This is a genomic window from Ralstonia sp. GX3-BWBA, from assembly GCF_003290055.1.
Classification (GTDB): Bacteria; Pseudomonadota; Gammaproteobacteria; order Burkholderiales; family Burkholderiaceae; genus Ralstonia; species Ralstonia holmesii.
The window spans coordinates 126,025-142,654 of record NZ_QMKS01000006.1 but is presented as its reverse complement, the minus strand read 5'-3'; the positions used below and the strand labels follow the sequence as shown (position 1 = coordinate 142,654).

Sequence of the window (16,630 nt, the reverse complement as noted above, 5' to 3'; positions counted from 1 at the left end):
CCATGTTCCACGGTCAAGATGATCTTGGGCCACCGCCCGCGCCAGCACGGCACGCCCAAAGCCACTACGCAGATCTGCAACCATGGAAGCTGAGCTTTCTTGGGCTATTGCGGGGGCTGTCTGCGCGCCATGCCTCGCTGCCACCTGCCGGCCGCGCACTCCGCCCGCAGGCGGAACCCTTCCGCATCGGGCAAATGGCTTCGCTCACCTTTGCGCCGCGCGAGATTGCAAAGCTGGAGCAGTGCGCCCATAGCCTGCGTATCCAATTGTTCGGCCTGGGCATGTTGGGTCCCAATGGTGCGCTACCGATCCACCTGACGGAAATCGTTCGGGAACGCACCGAGGCGCACCATGACAACACCACGGCCGCGTTCCTGGACATCTTCCACCATCGGGCGCTAACGCAGTTCTATCAGGCTTGGGCTGGCTCACAAGCGGCAGCTGGGTTGGACCGGCCTGACGAGGAGGTGTTTTCGCGCTACATCGGCTGGCTGGCGGGAGTTGAGACCGATGAAATTTCCGGCAGCGCGCTGCCGCCACATGCACGGCTGGCAGCCAGCGCCCACCATGTGCGCGAATCGCGTAGCCCAGACGGCGTCGTGGCGGCGCTATCGCACTTCTTTGGGGTGCCGGTGCAGTTGCAGGAGTTTGTGCTGCATTGGATTGCACTGGATGCTGCCGAGTGCAGCCACCTCGGCCGCCCGGGTGCAACCAGCGTGATGGGGCAAGGCGCCTTGCTCGGCGAGGCTGTGCCCGATCGCCAGCACAAGTTTCGGCTCATTATCGGACCGCTAGACCTGCAGCAGTATTTGAACTTCACCCCCAAGGGACGCGATCTGCCCGTGCTGGTGGAGTGGGTGCGCAGCTTTGTGGGCTTTGAGTTTGAGTGGGAAGTCGAGCTGCAAGTGCAACCACAATCTACCCCGCCGGCCGTGCTAGGCGCAGATGAGCGGCTGGGATGGTCGACCTGGCTTGGGCAGCCCGATACGAGCCGCGCCATTACGGGCATGGTTTTCCAACCTGAACACTATGTTGCTCAATAAGATTTTGACGGCTAAGGCTTCCAAGCCTGCATCCGAAGCCACGATCCGGTTTGCTGAGTTGGCGTTGCCCATCAGTGAGGATCAGCCATGTGGTCCGGACCTTGAATACGACACGGAGTTTGTGGTGCTGCAAGCCCGTGCAACCCCGCGCGAGGCGGCCCAGTATGGCGACTTTGTGGCGCCGACCGAGGCACTGAATTGGCCTGAGCTGGAGCGCGACTGCCAACGGCTGCTATTGCGCACCAAGGACATTCGGCTACTGACACTCTTTCTACGATGCCGCACTCGACTGGACCAGGCCGAGGGCCTGCGTGATGGACTCGCGCTACTGCATGCGGTGCTGACGGCCTTTCCCGAGCAAGTCCATCCTCAACTTGAGATCGATGGGGAGGTTGACCCTGGCGTTCGGGCAAACGCGCTCGCGACGCTAGTCGATCCACAAGGGTTGTTAGCCGACGTGCGCGAGATTGCTCTGGGCAGGAATGCCATCCGCCTTCAGGTGCGCGACATCGAGCGTGCGCTGGGCATGTCACGTCCAGCCGATGCGCTTGCACCGGAATCAGTGCATCAGCAACTGGAAGCATTCCGGGGCCAAGGACTACCTGAGATAGAGTCTATGCATGAAGCCTGCGCGCTCGCGCAGTCCATTCAGCTGTGGACCGAAGCTTCACTGCCCGACCACGCGCCAGATCTGAAGCCCTTGATATGGCTGCTGCAATTGGTCGGTCATCCTGGCCGGGCAAAGCCTGTGGCGGTTGAGTTTGCGCCGGCAACTGAAATTCCACCTGTTGCGGCAGCGGCGCCATCGTCGCTATCCACCAACGTTGCGCCGTTCGCACAGGCAGACGTGCAACCCGCCTCCACCGAGAATGTCGACGATATGCCAACCAGCCGCCACGCCGCTTTGACGCAAATCCGCCTCGCTCGCACTTGGTTTGAAGCGCATGAGCCAAGCAGTCCGGTCGCGCTGTTGCTTCGGCAGGCAGAGTCGATGGTGGGAAAGCCGTTTGCGAAGGTGTTTCAGGCGATTCCAGCAGATCTCGTGGAGCGGTGGGCGCAGAACGAATAATGGTGCCGTGTGCGGCATGCACGAGATCGAACAGTAATTGTGGGCCTCCCCCGCGTTCCCGCACACGTTGCGTCTCCTGTGACAACGCATTGCGAAAAAGAGCCTTAAGCGGCGCACCAATCTGCCGATAAAGAAAGGTTGTGGTGAATACTTCGTCGCACCGAAGCCTGGTCGCTCCAGAACACTTCCAGCGGCCGTGGGCGCAAGTCAGCCCATTCGGTTTGGGCTCGGTTGCCGAATGCGTGCTTGTCTTTCCCCATTCTTGTCACCAGTCCCGATCTCATGCTCAGCCCGCTCGCTCTGATAGGTATCGTGATGGTGTCCTGCTTGATGGGCGTCGCCATCCTTGGATCACTGCTTCGGACCGCCGTGCCGGGGATAGGCCGCTGGTGCGTGGCCCACGGGTTGCTGGCTGTGGCGGCGGCGTGTGTGCTGATCGCGGGCAGCCTGCAAGGGCGGTTCGTCACCCTCGCAGTTGCGCTCATCACGCTGACGGCCGTCCTGTTGCTCGTACAGGGGATGCGCCAGTTTTTTGGCAAGGCTTGGGCGGTGCCTCAAGAGACAGGGGCATTCGCCATCGCGTTCGTTGCGTTGGTGTACTTCACGCTCGTATCGCCGAACGTCAGCGCGAAGATTGGGATCGTGTCGGTGTTCTTTGCCTATGCTCGGATTGCGGTCGGGACATTGGCCCTGCGACACGCGCCGCACGATGGCGCCCGCTATCCCTATCGATTCGTTGCCGCGGCCGCATACCTGGGCGCACTGTTCCATGTCACGCGGGCGATCGCCGTTGCCTTCGGCCTGCCGCAAACGGCTTTTCCCGAGCCGTCAGCCTGGAACGTTCTTTTTCTCGGGCTGGCGATCGTCACGTTCCCGTGCATGTCGACAGGCATGGTGATGCTCGCGCACGATCAACTCGCCCGGAGGATGGAGCAGCTCGCGAATATTGACGAGCTCACAGGCGTACTGATGCGGCGTGCGTTCATGGCAAGGGCAAGCGTGTTGCTTCACGACGCGGTGGCAAGCGGAAAACCGTTGTCGATTGCCGTTCTGGACATCGATAAGTTCAAAGCCGTCAACGACAGCTTCGGCCATGCCGTCGGCGACCGCATCCTCAAGCATGTCACGTCGGTGGTATCCACGCGGCTCAGGCCGGGCGATCTTGTCGGCCGCCTCGGTGGTGAGGAATTTGCGATTGTCCTGGTCGATACGGGAAAGACCGCCGCAGCGGCTTTGACGGATGAACTCCGGCTCGCGGTCGAGCAGTCGCCAAGAGAAGGCGTGCGTTGCACCTTCAGCGCGGGGGTCGAATGTGTCATGCCCGGAGACACATTGGCGACCACCCTCGCTCGAGCGGATGCGGCGCTCTATATGGCGAAGGAAAAAGGGCGCAACCGGGTCATCATCGCCTCAGAGGCTCACGAACGCGGCGTCGAAACGCATGGAGCGACTGCCACGTCAAAACTGGTCTGCTGATGCTGGGTTGGCGAACTTCGATAGCTGAATAATTGGCCATTCCCTACGAGGCGGCTACGAAGCCCCCCTCCCCGCAGTTCAGGCGCAAATACATCCTCAATCTCCCTGCCCCACATCCCGCACCGGCAGCGCAGTCGAATACTTGATCTGCTCCATTGAAAACGATGAACTCACGTCCGACAGCGGCACGGACTTGATCAGGTGTTTGTACACGCGGTCGTAGTCTTCTATACCTGCGACCGCAACGCGCAGCAGATAGTCCATCTCGCCGCTCATCCGGTAGACCTCCACCACCTCGGGCATATCGCGCACCACCTGCGTGAAACGCTGCGCCCACTTCTCGGTGTGCTGATCGGTTCGTACGGCAACGAACACCGTGGTGCCGACGCCCAACTTGCGTGCGTCGCACAGCGCCACCTGGGCGCGGATGACGCCCGTGTCCTTGAGCCGCTGCACCCGCTTCCAGCACGGTGTTTGCGAAAGGTTCACGCGCTGCGCAAGCTCGGCGATGGGCAGCGTCGCATCGGCCTGCAACAGCCTCAGTAGTTCGCGGTCAATGGCGTCCATTTCTGCAGAAGAATTTAGTTCTATATACGACGAATTCTAGGGAATATTTTCCCCACCATGGAGGAATACACAGGAAACTTTGAATTATTTTTCCGGGCTGTCCGCCGTATCATTTTTCTGCCTCCACCGCAGCACAGAAAACGACATGAGCGACAGCAACACCCTCCATTACCTCGACTACGCTGCCACCACGCCGGCCGACCCTCGCGTGATTGCGGCCATGACCGCCTGCCTTGGCATGGAAGGCGCCTTCGGCAACCCTGCGTCGAGTTCACATGCGACGGGGCGCGTCGCGCGGAACAAGGTCGAACAGGCACGCGAGCAAGTTGCCGCGCTCATTGGTGCTGACGCCGACGAGATCATCTGGACGTCGGGCGCGACCGAATCCAACAACCTTGCGCTGAAGGGCTACGCCGACGCCGCCACGGGCAAGCGCCACCTCATCACCAGCCGCATCGAGCACAAGGCCATTCTGGACACGATGGCGAACCTGTCAGCGCGCGGCTGTTCAGTGACGTATCTCTCGCCAACACGCGACGGCGAAATTACCCCGGAAGCCGTGGCCGCTGCGATGACGCCGGACACCGGTCTCGTATCGCTCATGCTGGTGAACAACGAGCTGGGCACGCTGACCGATGTTCGCGCGATCGCCCAGATCGTGCACGCAGCGGGCGCGCTGTTCCATGTCGATGCCGCGCAGGCACTCGGCAAGACGCCGATTGATGTGCGCGCGCTCGGCATCGACATGCTGTCGATGTCCGCACACAAGGTGTATGGCCCCAAGGGGATCGGGGCGCTGTATGTGCGCCGCGAGATTGCCTCGCGCATTGCGCCGCAAATCCACGGTGGCGGACACGAACGCGGTCTGCGCTCGGGCACGCTGGCAACGCATCAGATCGTGGGCATGGGCGTGGCGTGCGAATTGGCGGCGGAAGAACTTGATCACGAGACCGCCCGCATTGCTGCATTGAGCCAGCGGCTGAAGGCGTCGGTGCTGGGCCTGGGCGATGTGGTGCAGAACGCCGACATGGGACGCCGCGTTCCCCACACGCTGAGCCTGACGGTGAACGCGCCCGGCTTCATGCCGATGATGCTGGGCGACGATCTTGCTGTGTCGTCAACGTCGGCGTGCAACTCCGCTGCGGGCACGCCCTCGCACGTGCTGACGGCCATTGGCCTGGATGCTGATGCTGCGGGCCGCACCGTGCGCATCAGCCTGGGCCGCTTTGCAACCGAGCAGGACGTCGACTTTGCCGCCGCATGTTTCCAGCGTGCGATTGAGCAATGCCGCGCCACGGCATCCAGCGGGTTGACGGCTTCGCGGCAGATCATGCCGGCGGATCTGAAGGCCATCCGCAATGCAGGTTTCCGCTCAGTGATCTGCAACCGCCCAGACGGCGAGAGCATCGACCAACCCGCCTTTGAGGACATTGCCGCTGCCGCCCGCGAGCTGGGCCTGGAAGCGCGCTACCTGCCGGTCGAGCCAAACGGCATTGGCGATGCAGACGTCGCGGCATTTGGCGAACTCGTCGACACGTTGCCCAAGCCCATCCTTGCGTATTGCAGAAGCGGCAACCGGGCCGGCATGCTCTGGAACCGCCTGATGGATCAACGCAAGAGCTGAGTCGCCCCCTCCCCCCCTAAGCCACCGGCAGCTCCGTCGTCGACAGCACCTGCTTGAGCACCATGAACGTCCGGATCTGCCGAACGCCCGGCAGATACAGCAACTGCTCGGCGTGGAGCCGGTTATAGCCTTCGTTGTCCTTGGTGCGCACGAGCATGAAGTAGTCGAACTCGCCGGTTACGACGTGACACTCCAGGCAACCTGGCACCTTCTGCACCGCCTTTTCAAATGCCGTGAACGATTCCGGCGTTGAGCGATCCAGCACGACGCCGATCATCACCAGCGACCCCAGATCCAGCGCACGCGGGTCTAGTAGCGCAACAATCCCCTTGATCAGACCCAGCTCCTTGAGCCGTTCCACGCGGCGCAGGCAGGCCGGCGGGCTGAGGTTCACCTTGGCTGCAAGCGCCACGTTTGAGATGGACGCATCGCGCTGCAGCGCCCTCAGAATTGCGCGATCAGTGCGATCCAAAGCGTGGCGCGCAGAAGCTGCCGATGCGTCGGACGACTCCTGCAATTTCGTTTCGTTCTTTTTCATTTCGACAGAATTAAAAATTAAGTAATATGATTTTCATCCGGATACGTTCCGGATGGTAGACGATCTTTGCAACCTCATTTCGCGGCGTTCTGCGTACCATTGGTTTCCGACATCCCGCCACTTGCGGCACTGAAGGAGCCACCTCATGAACCTGCAAAGATTCCCCCGCTATCCGCTGACGTTCGGGCCGACGCCCATCCAACCGCTGAAACGATTGAGCGCGCACCTGGGCGGCAAGGTGGAGCTGTTTGCCAAGCGCGAAGACTGCAACAGCGGCCTGGCCTTCGGCGGCAACAAGACCCGCAAGCTCGAATACCTGATCCCGGAAGCGCTGGAAGGCGGGTACGACACGCTGGTTTCCATTGGCGGCATTCAGTCGAACCAAACGCGCCAGGTTGCTGCCGTGGCCGCACACCTCGGCCTCAAGTGCGTGCTGGTGCAGGAAAACTGGGTCAACTACTCCGACGCCGTGTACGACCGCGTCGGCAATATCGAGATGTCGCGCATCATGGGCGCCGACGTGCGCCTCGATGCGGCAGGCTTCGACATCGGCATCCGGCCCAGTTGGGAACAGGCCATGGAAGACGTGCGCAAGCGCGGCGGCAAGCCGTTCCCGATTCCGGCCGGCTGCTCCGAACACCCGCTCGGCGGCCTGGGCTTTGTGGGCTTTGCCGAAGAAGTACGCCAGCAGGAAGCAGAACTGGGCTTCAAGTTCGACTACATCGTCGTGTGCTCGGTCACGGGCAGCACGCAAGCCGGCATGGTCGTCGGCTTTGCAGCAGATGGCCGGGCCGACAAGGTGATCGGCATCGATGCCTCGGCCAAGCCGGAGCAGACGCGCGCGCAGATCCTGCGCATTGCGCAGCACACCGCTGAGCTGGTCGACCTCGGCAGAAACATCACGGAGAAAGACGTGGTGCTCGACACGCGCTACGGCGGCCCGGAATACGGCCTGCCCAATGAGGGCACGCTCGAAGCCATTCGCCTGTGCGCGCGCCAGGAAGCCATGCTGACCGACCCCGTGTACGAGGGGAAATCCATGCACGGCATGATCGACATGGTGCGCAACGGCGAATTCCCTGAAGGCTCGCGCGTGCTCTACGCGCACCTGGGTGGCGTGCCGGCACTCAACGCATACAGCTTCATCTTCCGCAACGGTTGATGCGGACGCGCCCCAGCGGCGCATCCGGGTGCGGGCGTGCATCGCGTGATCACGGCCCGCCGTCCAATCCTTCCTCAAGGCAGGACCCGCCATGACGGATTTATCGACGGGGGCCGCGTCGATGCGCTCCCTCGCGCATCGCACCGAAGACAGCGACCCAGGGGAAACCGCCGAATGGCTCGACGCGCTGGATGCCGTCGTACAGCATGCCGGCACCTCGCGGGCGCAGTTCCTGTTCGACCGCTTGGCAGAACGCGCCTCAAAGCTTGGCGTTGGCACCGCCCTCGCCCGCGTCACGCCCTACGTCAACACGATCCCCGTTGAGGCGCAGCCGCCGTATCCCGGAGACATCGATACCGAAGAGCGACTGGCCGCCGCGCTGCGCTGGAATGCGCTCGCCATGGTGGTGCGCGCCAACCAGGCCTACGGAGAGCTGGGCGGCCACATTGCAAGCTACGCATCAGCAGCCGATCTCTTCGAAGTCGGCTTCAATCATTTCTTCCGGGCTGACAACGCGGCGCACGGCGGCGATCTGGTCTACTTCCAGCCGCACTCTTCGCCCGGCGTCTATGCGCGTGCGTATCTCGAAGGCTTCCTGGATGAAGCGCATCTCGAACACTATCGGCGTGAGATCACGGGCCCGGGGCTTTGCTCCTATCCGCATCCGTGGTTGATGCCGGAGTTCTGGCAGTTCCCGACCGGATCAATGGGCATCGGGCCGATCAACGCGATCTACCAGGCGCGCTTCATGCGCTACCTGCAAAACCGCGGCCTCTTGCAGACATCCGATCGCAAGGTGTGGGGCTTCTTCGGCGATGGCGAAATGGACGAGCCGGAATCGATCGGCGCCCTCTCGCTGGCGGCGCGCGAGCGGCTCGACAACATCGTATTCGTCATCAACTGCAACCTGCAGCGGCTCGACGGGCCCGTGCGCGGCAACAGCCGCATCGTGGACGAACTCGAAGCACAGTTCACCGGCGCCGGGTGGAACGTCATCAAGGTGCTGTGGGGCTCGGACTGGGATGCTCTCTTCGCCCGCGACCGTTCCGGCGCCTTGCTGCGGGCATTTGCGCAGACCGTGGACGGCCAGTTCCAGACCTTCTCTGCCAACGACGGCGCCTACAACCGCGAGCGCTTCTTCGGCCAGAACCCCGAGCTTGCCGCGCTTGTCTCGCACTTCAGCAACGAAGACATCGACCGCCTGCGCCGCGGCGGCCACGACGTGCGCAAGCTCCACGCCGCCTATGCAAAGGCGCTGCAGCACAAGGGCCAGCCCACGGTGATCCTCGCCAAGACGATGAAGGGCTTCGGCATGGGCAGCGTTGGGCAAGGCCGGATGACGACGCACCAGCAGAAGAAGCTCGATGTCGATCAGCTCAAGGCGTTTCGCGATCGCTTCCGCCTGCCGCTGTCCGACAGCGACGTCGAGCAGTTGAAGTTTTACAAGCCAGCGCCAAACAGCCCGGAGATGCAATACCTGCATGCGCGCCGGGCTGCCCTGGGGGGCTATCTGCCTAGAAGGCGGAAGGCGGCAACACAGGCGCTGACCGTGCCTGCGTTGCCATCCTGGGGGCAATTCGCGCTGCAAGCCGAAGGCCGCGAGATGTCGACCACGATGGCCATCGTGCGCATGTTCGGCAACCTGCTGAAGGACGGTGCCCTCGGCCCGCGCATGGTGCCGGTGGTGGCGGATGAGGCCCGCACGTTTGGCATGGCCAGCATGTTCCGCCAGGTCGGCATCTACTCGCCGCTGGGTCAACAGTACGAGCCGGAAGATCTGGGTTCGATGCTGTATTACCGCGAAGAAACCGGTGGGCAGATCCTGGAGGAAGGCATATCCGAAGCCGGCGCCATCTCGTCGTGGATTGCCGCGGCCACGGCCTACAGCACGCACGATCTGCCGATGCTGCCGTTCTACATCTACTACTCGATGTTCGGCTTCCAGCGCATTGGCGATCTCATCTGGGCGGCGGCGGACCAGCGGGCGCGCGGCTTCCTGATCGGCGCGACGGCGGGCAAGACAACGCTCGGCGGTGAAGGCCTCCAGCACCAGGACGGCACGAGCCACCTTGCCGCATCCACGGTGCCCAACTGCCGCGCGTGGGACCCGGCATTTGCCTACGAGATTGCCGTCATCGTTGATGAAGGCATGCGCGCGATGCTGGAGCGTCAGGAAGACACGTTCTACTACCTGACGGTGACGAACGAGAACTACGCGCAGCCCTCCATGCCGGACAGCGACCTGCGTGCGGGCATCCTCAAAGGCATGTATCCGCTGGCACCGCAAAGCCTGTCGACCGCGCGCGTGCAGTTGCTGGGCTCGGGCGCCATCCTGGGCGAAGTCATGGCCGCCGCGCAGATGCTCAAGGAAGACTGGAACATCGACGCCACCACCTGGAGCGTGACGAGCTTCTCAGAGCTGCACCGCGAGGCCATCGCCGCAGAGCGCATCGCCCGCCTCGGCGGTGAAGCCGCGCCTTCGTATGTGGAGGCCGTCTTGCGCGAATCGCACGGGCCCGTCATCGCCGCCACCGACTACGTGCGGGCCGTACCCGAACTGATCCGGGCACACGTACCGCGCCGCTATGTCACGCTGGGCACCGACGGCTTTGGCCGCAGCGACTCGCGCCGGGCGTTGCGTGAGTTCTTCGAGGTGGACCGCGCGTCCATCGTCATCGCCGCGTTGAAGGCGCTGGCAGACGACGGTGAACTGGATCGCACCGTGGTGCGCGAAGCGGCTGAGCGATACGGCAAACACGCGACGGCCACGGACGCGCCCTGGATGCGATGAAAGGCCTTTGACACAGGGGCGCAGCGAGCCCGTGACCGCCCGACCCCATGCCTCGCGGCGTGCTGGTGCAGGGCCTTTGGTCACGCCCGCTTTTTCGTTTCCAAATGTTACGGGGTGCACTGAGGGCGACTTCGGCCAACGCACGCAGCGCAGCCGTGCAGTACAGTCCATGCCATGAAAAAAGCCCTGACCTGCCCGTCTCTCGTCCTGCTGGCCTTGCTTGGTGCGTGCGCATCGCACCCGCAACAGCAGCCCGCCGATTCGACCAGCGCCGCCGCGGCGGCCACTGACGCCAGCGCAGACAACGGCTGGCAGGTGCTGCGCGCCAACTACATGGCGTGCGTTCAGCGCCAGGCCGATAGCGGCGTGCCGGGCACCACGCAGACGAAAGCCGTGGTCGCCTCCGCGCTCGATGCCTGCGAAGGCGACCTGCGCACCATGCACGACGGTTTCCGCGATCACCTTAGTGCGTCGATGTCATCGTCCGGCGCACGCAAGGCGGCCGACCGCGTCACCAAAGACACCCGCGACAAAGCCCGCGTCTACCTGATGGGCTACGTCGATCACGAGCGCTACGTGGCAAAGTCGCGCTGAGCGGTTACAGCATCTCCAGGGCGCGCGGCCCCTTAGGCGGCGGAAAGATGCTGTCCAGGGTCGCGAGCTGCTCTGCGGTGAGCGTGTGCGCCAGCGCGCCGATGTTTTCGCGCAACCGCTCGCGATGGCCTGTCTTGGGAATGGCGATGATGCCGTCGCGCGCCAGCAACCACGCCAGCGCGACCTGTGCCGGCGTCATGCCGCATTCCTGCGCGAAGCGCACCAGCTTTGGATGTCGAACCAGCCGGGCCTGCTCGATGGGCGAATACGCCATCACCGGCACGTGGCGCTCGTGCAGCCAGGGCAGCAAGTCCCACTCGATGCCGCGCCGGCTGAGGTTGTACAGCAGCTGGTTGACGGCAATCTGATTGCCGCCCGGCGCGTCCCACCATTCCTCCATATCGGACAGGTCAAGATTGCTCACGCCGTAATAGCGGATCTTGCCTTCGCGCTGCAGGGCCTGCAGGCCTTCCAAGGTCTCTTCGAACGGCACATCGCCGCGCCAGTGCAGCAGGTACAGATCGAGGCGATCAGTGCCGAGCCGGCGCAAGCTGCGCTCGCATGCCGCAGCAATGCCGCGCCGGCTGGCGTTGTGCGGGTAGACCTTGCTGACCAGAAAAACGTCATCGCGCCGCCCGGCGATAGCCTCGCCGATCAACGATTCGGATAGGCCTTCACCGTACATCTCGGCCGTGTCGATCAGGCGCAAACCCAGATCGAGGCCCAGACGCAACGTGGCGATTTCTTCATCGCGCGTGGCGCGGTCGTCGCCCATGTTCCAGGTGCCCATGCCGAGTGCAGGGACGCGTTCGCCGTTGGGCAGAGTGACTTGTTTCATGTCGTGCTTTCCGAATCGGGGAGGCAAAACATGAATCTACAAGAGACGCGGCGCATCGGTAAGGCTGCGCCGGTCCGCTCAGAAAATACGCCCTAGCGCGCCTGGCGTTGCGCTGTCCATCGACGATAGCGCCGCGACTGGCACGCTGCGGCCAGTTGCTGTTGAATCAGCGCCCGCAGGGGCGACACACGCGGGTCTGTCGTGCGCCCCTCGCTCAGCCGGTTGAGCTGAAACTTGACGACTGCCATGTTGGCCAGTGCGCCGAGCGCCTTGTTCTTCCACGTGATGGGCTGCAGCGCCGGCGCGTTGTTCTTGCCGCCAGCCCAGTCGCGCGGCAGGTTCGGATCGATGGACAGCGCGGTCGCAATGCCCACCATATCGACGCCGCTGTCGACCACCTGCTCCGCCACCACCCGGCGCCGGATGCCGCCCGTGACCATCAGCGGCATGCGGGCAATAGCGGCAATGTCGCGCGCGAATTCCAGGAAATACGCCTCGCGGGCAAGCGTACGGCCATCACGCGAGTGCCCTTGCATGGCCGGGACTTCATAGCTGCCGCCGGACAGCTCCACCAGATCGACACCCAGCGGATTGAGCAGCTCGACCACCTGCTTGGCATCGTCAGGGCTGAAGCCACCGCGCTGGAAATCGGCCGAGTTCAACTTGACCGACACCACGAACTGCGGCGACACAGCGGCGCGCACGCTGCGCACGATATCGAGCAGCAGGCGCGCGCGGTTCTCGATCGGGCCGCTCCACTGGTCCTGCCGCCGGTTGGAAATGGGCGAGAGAAACTGGCTCAGCAGATAGCCATGGGCGGCGTGGATCTGCACACCGGTAAAACCGCTCTGCTCGGCCAGTTGTGCGCTGCGGGTAAAGCGCTGCTGGACTTCGCGGATGTCCGCCTCGGTCATCTCACGCGGCACCGGAAACTGTTTGGACAACGCACCGAGCGCCAGCGGCACCGCTGAAGGCGCCAGCGTCGGTTGCCCGAGCGACGCTGGCATCTGCCGACCCGGATGGTTGATCTGGACCCAAGCATGCGCGCCATGCGCCCGCGCGACCTGCGCCCAGCGGCGAAAGCGTTCCAGATGCGCGCCGTCTTCGAGCACGACGCCCTTCGGGCCCGTCATGGCTCGGTGGTCGATCATCACGTTGCCGGTCAGGATCAAGCCGGCGCCGCCTGCGGCCCACGCTTCATACAGGCGTAGCAACGCGTCGGACGGCGCGTGATCGGCATCGGCCATGTTCTCTTCCATGGCGGCTTTGGCAAGGCGATTGGGAATCACCGCGCCGTTGGGCAGAACGAGGGGCGTGAAGAGCTTCATGGGTGGCATCCGCGTTGGGGGATTTGACATTTGACGACACCTGAACCCTAAGCTTAAAGTCAACTTGAATGTCAAGCCTGCGGAGCACGCACATGAAGATTGGTGAACTGGCCCGCCTGAGCGGCGTGGCCGCCTCCCGCATCCGGTTCTATGAAGCCAGCGGCCTGTTACAGCCTGCTGAGCGGCAGTCCAATGGGTATCGGGAATACGCGCCGGAATCGGTCACGCGGCTGGAGATCATCCTGCGCGCGCAAAGTGCGGGGTTCTCACTGGAAGAAATTCGCGCCCTGCTGCCCGGACATCTGGGCGAATGGCCGCGCGAAGAATTGCTGCTGGCGCTACGCCGCAAAGTGGCGGAAATCGATGTGCTTGAGCAGCACCTGGCGCAAAACAAGCGCGACTTGCTTGCGCTCATCCGCGAAATCGACCACGAGGCCGACGGCGAAGACTGCGCCGACCGCGCCCGCCGCATGTTCGACAAGATGAACCTGCGGCCGCTCAAGCAGCCCGCTGCAGAACCTCCGGCGCGCCCGGCAAGAAAGCGCGGCTGAGGCGTGTCGCCGCAAGGGCATGCGTTGTTGAAATCGCTGGGAGTGCTCCGCGTGCGCAAGGGCATGCAGACGGCGGCGGCGTTACGGTAGCGGAATCGAATCGACTCAAAACCCGCCCAGCGCGTGACGCAGCAGCAAGGCAGACAGCACCAGCATCGTCACGCCAATCAAGCCATCCAACACCTGCCACGCTCTCGGCCGGCCAAACCATGGCGCGAGCCAACGCGCACCAAACCCCAGCGTCACGAACCAGAACAGGCTGGCCGACCCCGCACCCGCCACAAACCAGCCGCGCAACGCCACGGCCTGCTGAGCACCAATGCTGCCCACCAGCAACACCGTATCCAGATAGACGTGCGGATTGAGCAGCGTAAAGGCCGCCGCCTGCGCCAGCGCCGCGCCGCGGCTGAGGCCATCGCCACCTGCGGCTGCCCGTAAGTGGCTGGAATGCCGGGCGCGCCCTAGTGCCTGCACGCCATACAGCAGCAAGAATGCGGCGCCCGCCAACGCAAGAAAACGCGCGAGATTGGGCCGTTCTCCCAATGCTTGCGCCATGCCAAGTACGCCCGCCAGAATCAGCAGCGCATCTGCCATCGCACAGAACAGCACCACACTGCCCACGTGTTCACGGCGCAGCCCCTGACGCAGCACGAAAGCGTTCTGCGCGCCAATGGCCACGATCAGCCCCAGGCTCAGAGCCAAGCCCTGCAGGAATACGGAAGAGGAAGTCGCAATCGAGGTTGTCATGCGCGCAGCTTGCCGGGCCGGCTTGATGAAGACAAACTATCTTTTCTTCATCCAATTCAGTTTTTCTAACTTTCGTGCTCGACTATTCCGCGTTGGCCGCTTTGGCAGCCGTCATCCGAGAAGGCAGCTTCGAGCGGGCTGCCCGCACACTTCACGTCACGCCATCTGCCATTTCGCAGCGGATCCGGCTGCTGGAGGAACGCGTTGGCTGCGCGCTGGTGGTGCGTGATCAGCCGTGCCGCCCGACTGAAACCGGCCGGCGGCTTTGCCAGCACGTAGACCGCGTTCGCCTGCTCGAACAGGAACTGCAAGGCGCGCTGCCAACGCTGGCGCCAGAAGGCGTCGCCCGCGTTGCGCTGCCGATTGCCGTGAACGCCGACAGCCTGGCGACCTGGCTCGCGCCAGCGATCGCCACCTTCGCAGCAGCACATCCGGTGTTGATGGAGGTGGCGGTGGATGACCAGGATCACACCGGGGAGTGGCTGCGCAGCGGTGCCGTGCTGGCTGCCGTTACGGCCACCGCGCGGCCGGCCACGGGCTGCAACAGCCGCCCGCTCGGGGCCATGCGTTATCTGGCTGCAGCCAGCCCGGCATTCGTGCAGCAACATTTCGCAGACGGCGTCGGTGCAGGTGCGTTGGCGCAGGCGCCCTGCCTCGTGTTCAACACGAAAGATGCGTTGCAGGCAACCTGGGCAAGGCGCCTGTGCCATCGGCATGTGGAACTGCCACGCCATCTGTTGCCGTCGTCACAGGCATTTGTGACCGCGGCCGTGGCCGGCATGGGCTGGGGGCTGCATCCACATGCGCTGATTGCGCAGCATCTCGAAGACGGTTTGTTGGTCGAGCTGGTGCCGGACACACCGTTAGACGTCCCGCTGCATTGGCAGCACGCGCGTGCGGCATCGGCGCTGCTCGACACACTCAGCCGCGAGGTGCTGAGCGCCGCGCGCGCCGCGCTGCTCCCGCCCTAAGCGGTTACAGCGCGTTCAGCGGGATCTTGAGGTACTGCACGCCGTTCGGCTCGGCCGGGGGCAACATGCCCGCACGAATGTTCACCTGAATGGCCGGCAGCATCAGCGTTGGCATGCCGAGCGTGGCGTCGCGCCTCGTGCGCATCTGCACGAACTCAGCCTCGGTCACGCCATCGCGCACATGGATGTTGGCGCTGCGCTGCTCGGCCACCGTTGTGTGGCAGATGGCTTCGCGACCGGCGGGCGGATAGTCGTGGCACATGTAGAGCCGCGTGTCCGGCGGCAGATCCAGCAGGCGGCGGATCGACTGATACAGCGTGCCCGCATTCCCACCCGGAAAATCGCAGCGCGCAGTGCCCACGTCCGGCATGAACAGCGTGTCGCCCACAAACACCGCATCGCCCACCTGATAGGCCATGTCTGCCGGCGTGTGGCCCGGCACGGCCAGCGCCTTTGCTTCCAGATTGCCGATATGAAACACCTCGTCCGGCGCGAACAGGTGGTCGAACTGCGAGCCATCGAGCAGGAATGAGGGCTCCAGATTGAAGATCGGCTTGAACACGCCCTGCACCACGCAAATACGCTCGCCGATGGCGATGCGCCCGCCGAAACGCCCACGCAGATACGGCGCGGCCGACAGGTGATCGGCATGCGCGTGGGTCTCCAGCAGCCATTCAACGCGCAAGTCCTGCGCTTCGATGAACGCGGCAACGCGCTCGGCCGATCGGGTCGTCGTGCGGCCCGATTTCGGGTCGTAGTCGAGTACCGAGTCGATCACGGCACACGGTGTGCCGGGGCCTGCGTGCACCACGTAGGTCATGGTGCAGGTATCGGCGTCGAAAAAGGATTCGATCTGGGCGTGCATGGTGAACTTTCCCGAACAATCTATATTTTTATAGAATATCGTCTGACATTCTGTCTGCCAATAGTGCAAACAGCGCGAATAGAACCCTGCGCCACGCCCCATGAGCCACTCCACAGCCAGTCCCGATGTTGTGCCGCTGCCCGAGGCGGCCATTTCCATGCTGCGCGCCTCTGCGTCTCAGGCGTGCGCCGTGCTCAAGGCCATGGCCCACGAAGACCGCCTGCTGCTGCTCTGCCAACTTACGCAAGGCGAGCGCAACGTCGGCGAACTGGAGGCGCTGGTGGGTCTGCACCAGCCCAGCCTGTCGCAGCAACTGGGCGTGCTGCGCGACGAGGGCCTTGTCACCACGCGGCGCGAAGGCAAATACATCTATTACCGGCTCGCCAGCTTCGAGGTCATCCAGATCATGCAGACACTCTCTGAGCTGTACTGCGGCAAGGTCTTGAAGAAGATGGCGGGACACTGA

Annotated in this window: 16 protein-coding genes; 10 read left to right on the top strand and 6 right to left on the bottom strand. The window is 63.6% G+C overall.

The features are described 5' to 3' along the window. Positions 1 to 2: 2 nt before the first annotated feature. From tssG to DOD19_RS05685, 3 genes are all read left to right on the top strand, one after another. Positions 3 to 1,043 carry a type VI secretion system baseplate subunit TssG gene (gene tssG / locus DOD19_RS05695; RefSeq protein ID WP_112184502.1) on the top strand — a complete coding sequence of 347 codons (1,041 nt, stop codon included), beginning with the start codon at positions 3 to 5 and terminating at the stop codon, positions 1,041 to 1,043. Beyond that, on the top strand, positions 1,030 to 2,112 hold the full coding sequence (gene tssA / locus DOD19_RS05690; RefSeq protein WP_112184500.1) for a type VI secretion system protein TssA: 1,083 nt from the start codon (positions 1,030 to 1,032) through the stop codon (positions 2,110 to 2,112). The genes tssG and tssA overlap by 14 nt, the downstream gene beginning before the upstream one ends. A gap of 282 nt (positions 2,113 to 2,394) precedes the next feature. Continuing rightward, positions 2,395 to 3,588: a GGDEF domain-containing protein gene (locus DOD19_RS05685; RefSeq protein ID WP_112184653.1), complete on the top strand. Its 1,194-nt coding sequence runs from the start codon at positions 2,395 to 2,397 to the stop codon at positions 3,586 to 3,588. A gap of 96 nt (positions 3,589 to 3,684) precedes the next feature. On the opposite strand, the gene DOD19_RS05680 is transcribed toward DOD19_RS05685, so the two are convergent. Then, entirely contained in the window at positions 3,685 to 4,155 is a 471-nt protein-coding gene (locus DOD19_RS05680) for an Lrp/AsnC family transcriptional regulator (protein ID WP_024975461.1), read from the bottom strand. A 145-nt stretch (positions 4,156 to 4,300) separates the two neighbouring features. Between DOD19_RS05680 and DOD19_RS05675 the strand changes: the two genes are divergently transcribed. Further along, entirely contained in the window at positions 4,301 to 5,779 is a 1,479-nt protein-coding gene (locus tag DOD19_RS05675; RefSeq protein ID WP_112184498.1) for an aminotransferase class V-fold PLP-dependent enzyme, read from the top strand. Positions 5,780 to 5,795: 16 nt separating this feature from the next. Here DOD19_RS05675 and DOD19_RS05670 read toward each other — a convergent pair whose 3' ends face one another. Then, positions 5,796 to 6,317 carry an Lrp/AsnC family transcriptional regulator gene (locus DOD19_RS05670; RefSeq protein ID WP_112184496.1) on the bottom strand — a complete coding sequence of 174 codons (522 nt, stop codon included), beginning with the start codon at positions 6,315 to 6,317 and terminating at the stop codon, positions 5,796 to 5,798. A gap of 145 nt (positions 6,318 to 6,462) precedes the next feature. Between DOD19_RS05670 and DOD19_RS05665 the strand changes: the two genes are divergently transcribed. From DOD19_RS05665 to DOD19_RS05655, 3 genes are all read left to right on the top strand, one after another. Further along, positions 6,463 to 7,479 carry a 1-aminocyclopropane-1-carboxylate deaminase gene (locus DOD19_RS05665; protein WP_024975458.1) on the top strand — a complete coding sequence of 339 codons (1,017 nt, stop codon included), beginning with the start codon at positions 6,463 to 6,465 and terminating at the stop codon, positions 7,477 to 7,479. A gap of 91 nt (positions 7,480 to 7,570) precedes the next feature. Next, positions 7,571 to 10,270, top strand: coding sequence for an alpha-ketoglutarate dehydrogenase (mdeB, locus tag DOD19_RS05660; RefSeq protein WP_112184494.1), 2,700 nt, complete (start codon positions 7,571 to 7,573; stop codon positions 10,268 to 10,270). A gap of 174 nt (positions 10,271 to 10,444) precedes the next feature. After that, on the top strand, positions 10,445 to 10,864 hold the full coding sequence (locus tag DOD19_RS05655) for a hypothetical protein (RefSeq protein ID WP_112184492.1): 420 nt from the start codon (positions 10,445 to 10,447) through the stop codon (positions 10,862 to 10,864). Positions 10,865 to 10,868: 4 nt separating this feature from the next. Here DOD19_RS05655 and DOD19_RS05650 read toward each other — a convergent pair whose 3' ends face one another. After that, on the bottom strand, positions 10,869 to 11,702 hold the full coding sequence (locus DOD19_RS05650; protein WP_112184490.1) for an aldo/keto reductase: 834 nt from the start codon (positions 11,700 to 11,702) through the stop codon (positions 10,869 to 10,871). Between the two features lie 92 nt (positions 11,703 to 11,794). Further along, on the bottom strand, positions 11,795 to 13,030 hold the full coding sequence (locus DOD19_RS05645) for an NADH:flavin oxidoreductase/NADH oxidase family protein (RefSeq protein WP_112184488.1): 1,236 nt from the start codon (positions 13,028 to 13,030) through the stop codon (positions 11,795 to 11,797). Positions 13,031 to 13,122: 92 nt separating this feature from the next. Between DOD19_RS05645 and DOD19_RS05640 the strand changes: the two genes are divergently transcribed. Continuing rightward, complete coding sequence (locus tag DOD19_RS05640) at positions 13,123 to 13,581, top strand: MerR family transcriptional regulator (protein ID WP_112184486.1); 459 nt, start codon at positions 13,123 to 13,125, stop codon at positions 13,579 to 13,581. Between the two features lie 105 nt (positions 13,582 to 13,686). On the opposite strand, the gene DOD19_RS05635 is transcribed toward DOD19_RS05640, so the two are convergent. After that, positions 13,687 to 14,328: a LysE family transporter gene (locus DOD19_RS05635; RefSeq protein ID WP_112184484.1), complete on the bottom strand. Its 642-nt coding sequence runs from the start codon at positions 14,326 to 14,328 to the stop codon at positions 13,687 to 13,689. 74 nt (positions 14,329 to 14,402) lie between these two features. Between DOD19_RS05635 and DOD19_RS05630 the strand changes: the two genes are divergently transcribed. After that, on the top strand, positions 14,403 to 15,299 hold the full coding sequence (locus DOD19_RS05630) for a LysR family transcriptional regulator ArgP (protein WP_024975451.1): 897 nt from the start codon (positions 14,403 to 14,405) through the stop codon (positions 15,297 to 15,299). A 4-nt stretch (positions 15,300 to 15,303) separates the two neighbouring features. On the opposite strand, the gene DOD19_RS05625 is transcribed toward DOD19_RS05630, so the two are convergent. Further along, on the bottom strand, positions 15,304 to 16,164 hold the full coding sequence (locus tag DOD19_RS05625; protein WP_024975450.1) for an MBL fold metallo-hydrolase: 861 nt from the start codon (positions 16,162 to 16,164) through the stop codon (positions 15,304 to 15,306). 100 nt (positions 16,165 to 16,264) lie between these two features. Here DOD19_RS05625 and DOD19_RS05620 point away from each other — a divergent pair, with 100 nt between their 5' ends. Beyond that, positions 16,265 to 16,630, top strand: coding sequence for a metalloregulator ArsR/SmtB family transcription factor (locus DOD19_RS05620; protein WP_037031548.1), 366 nt, complete (start codon positions 16,265 to 16,267; stop codon positions 16,628 to 16,630).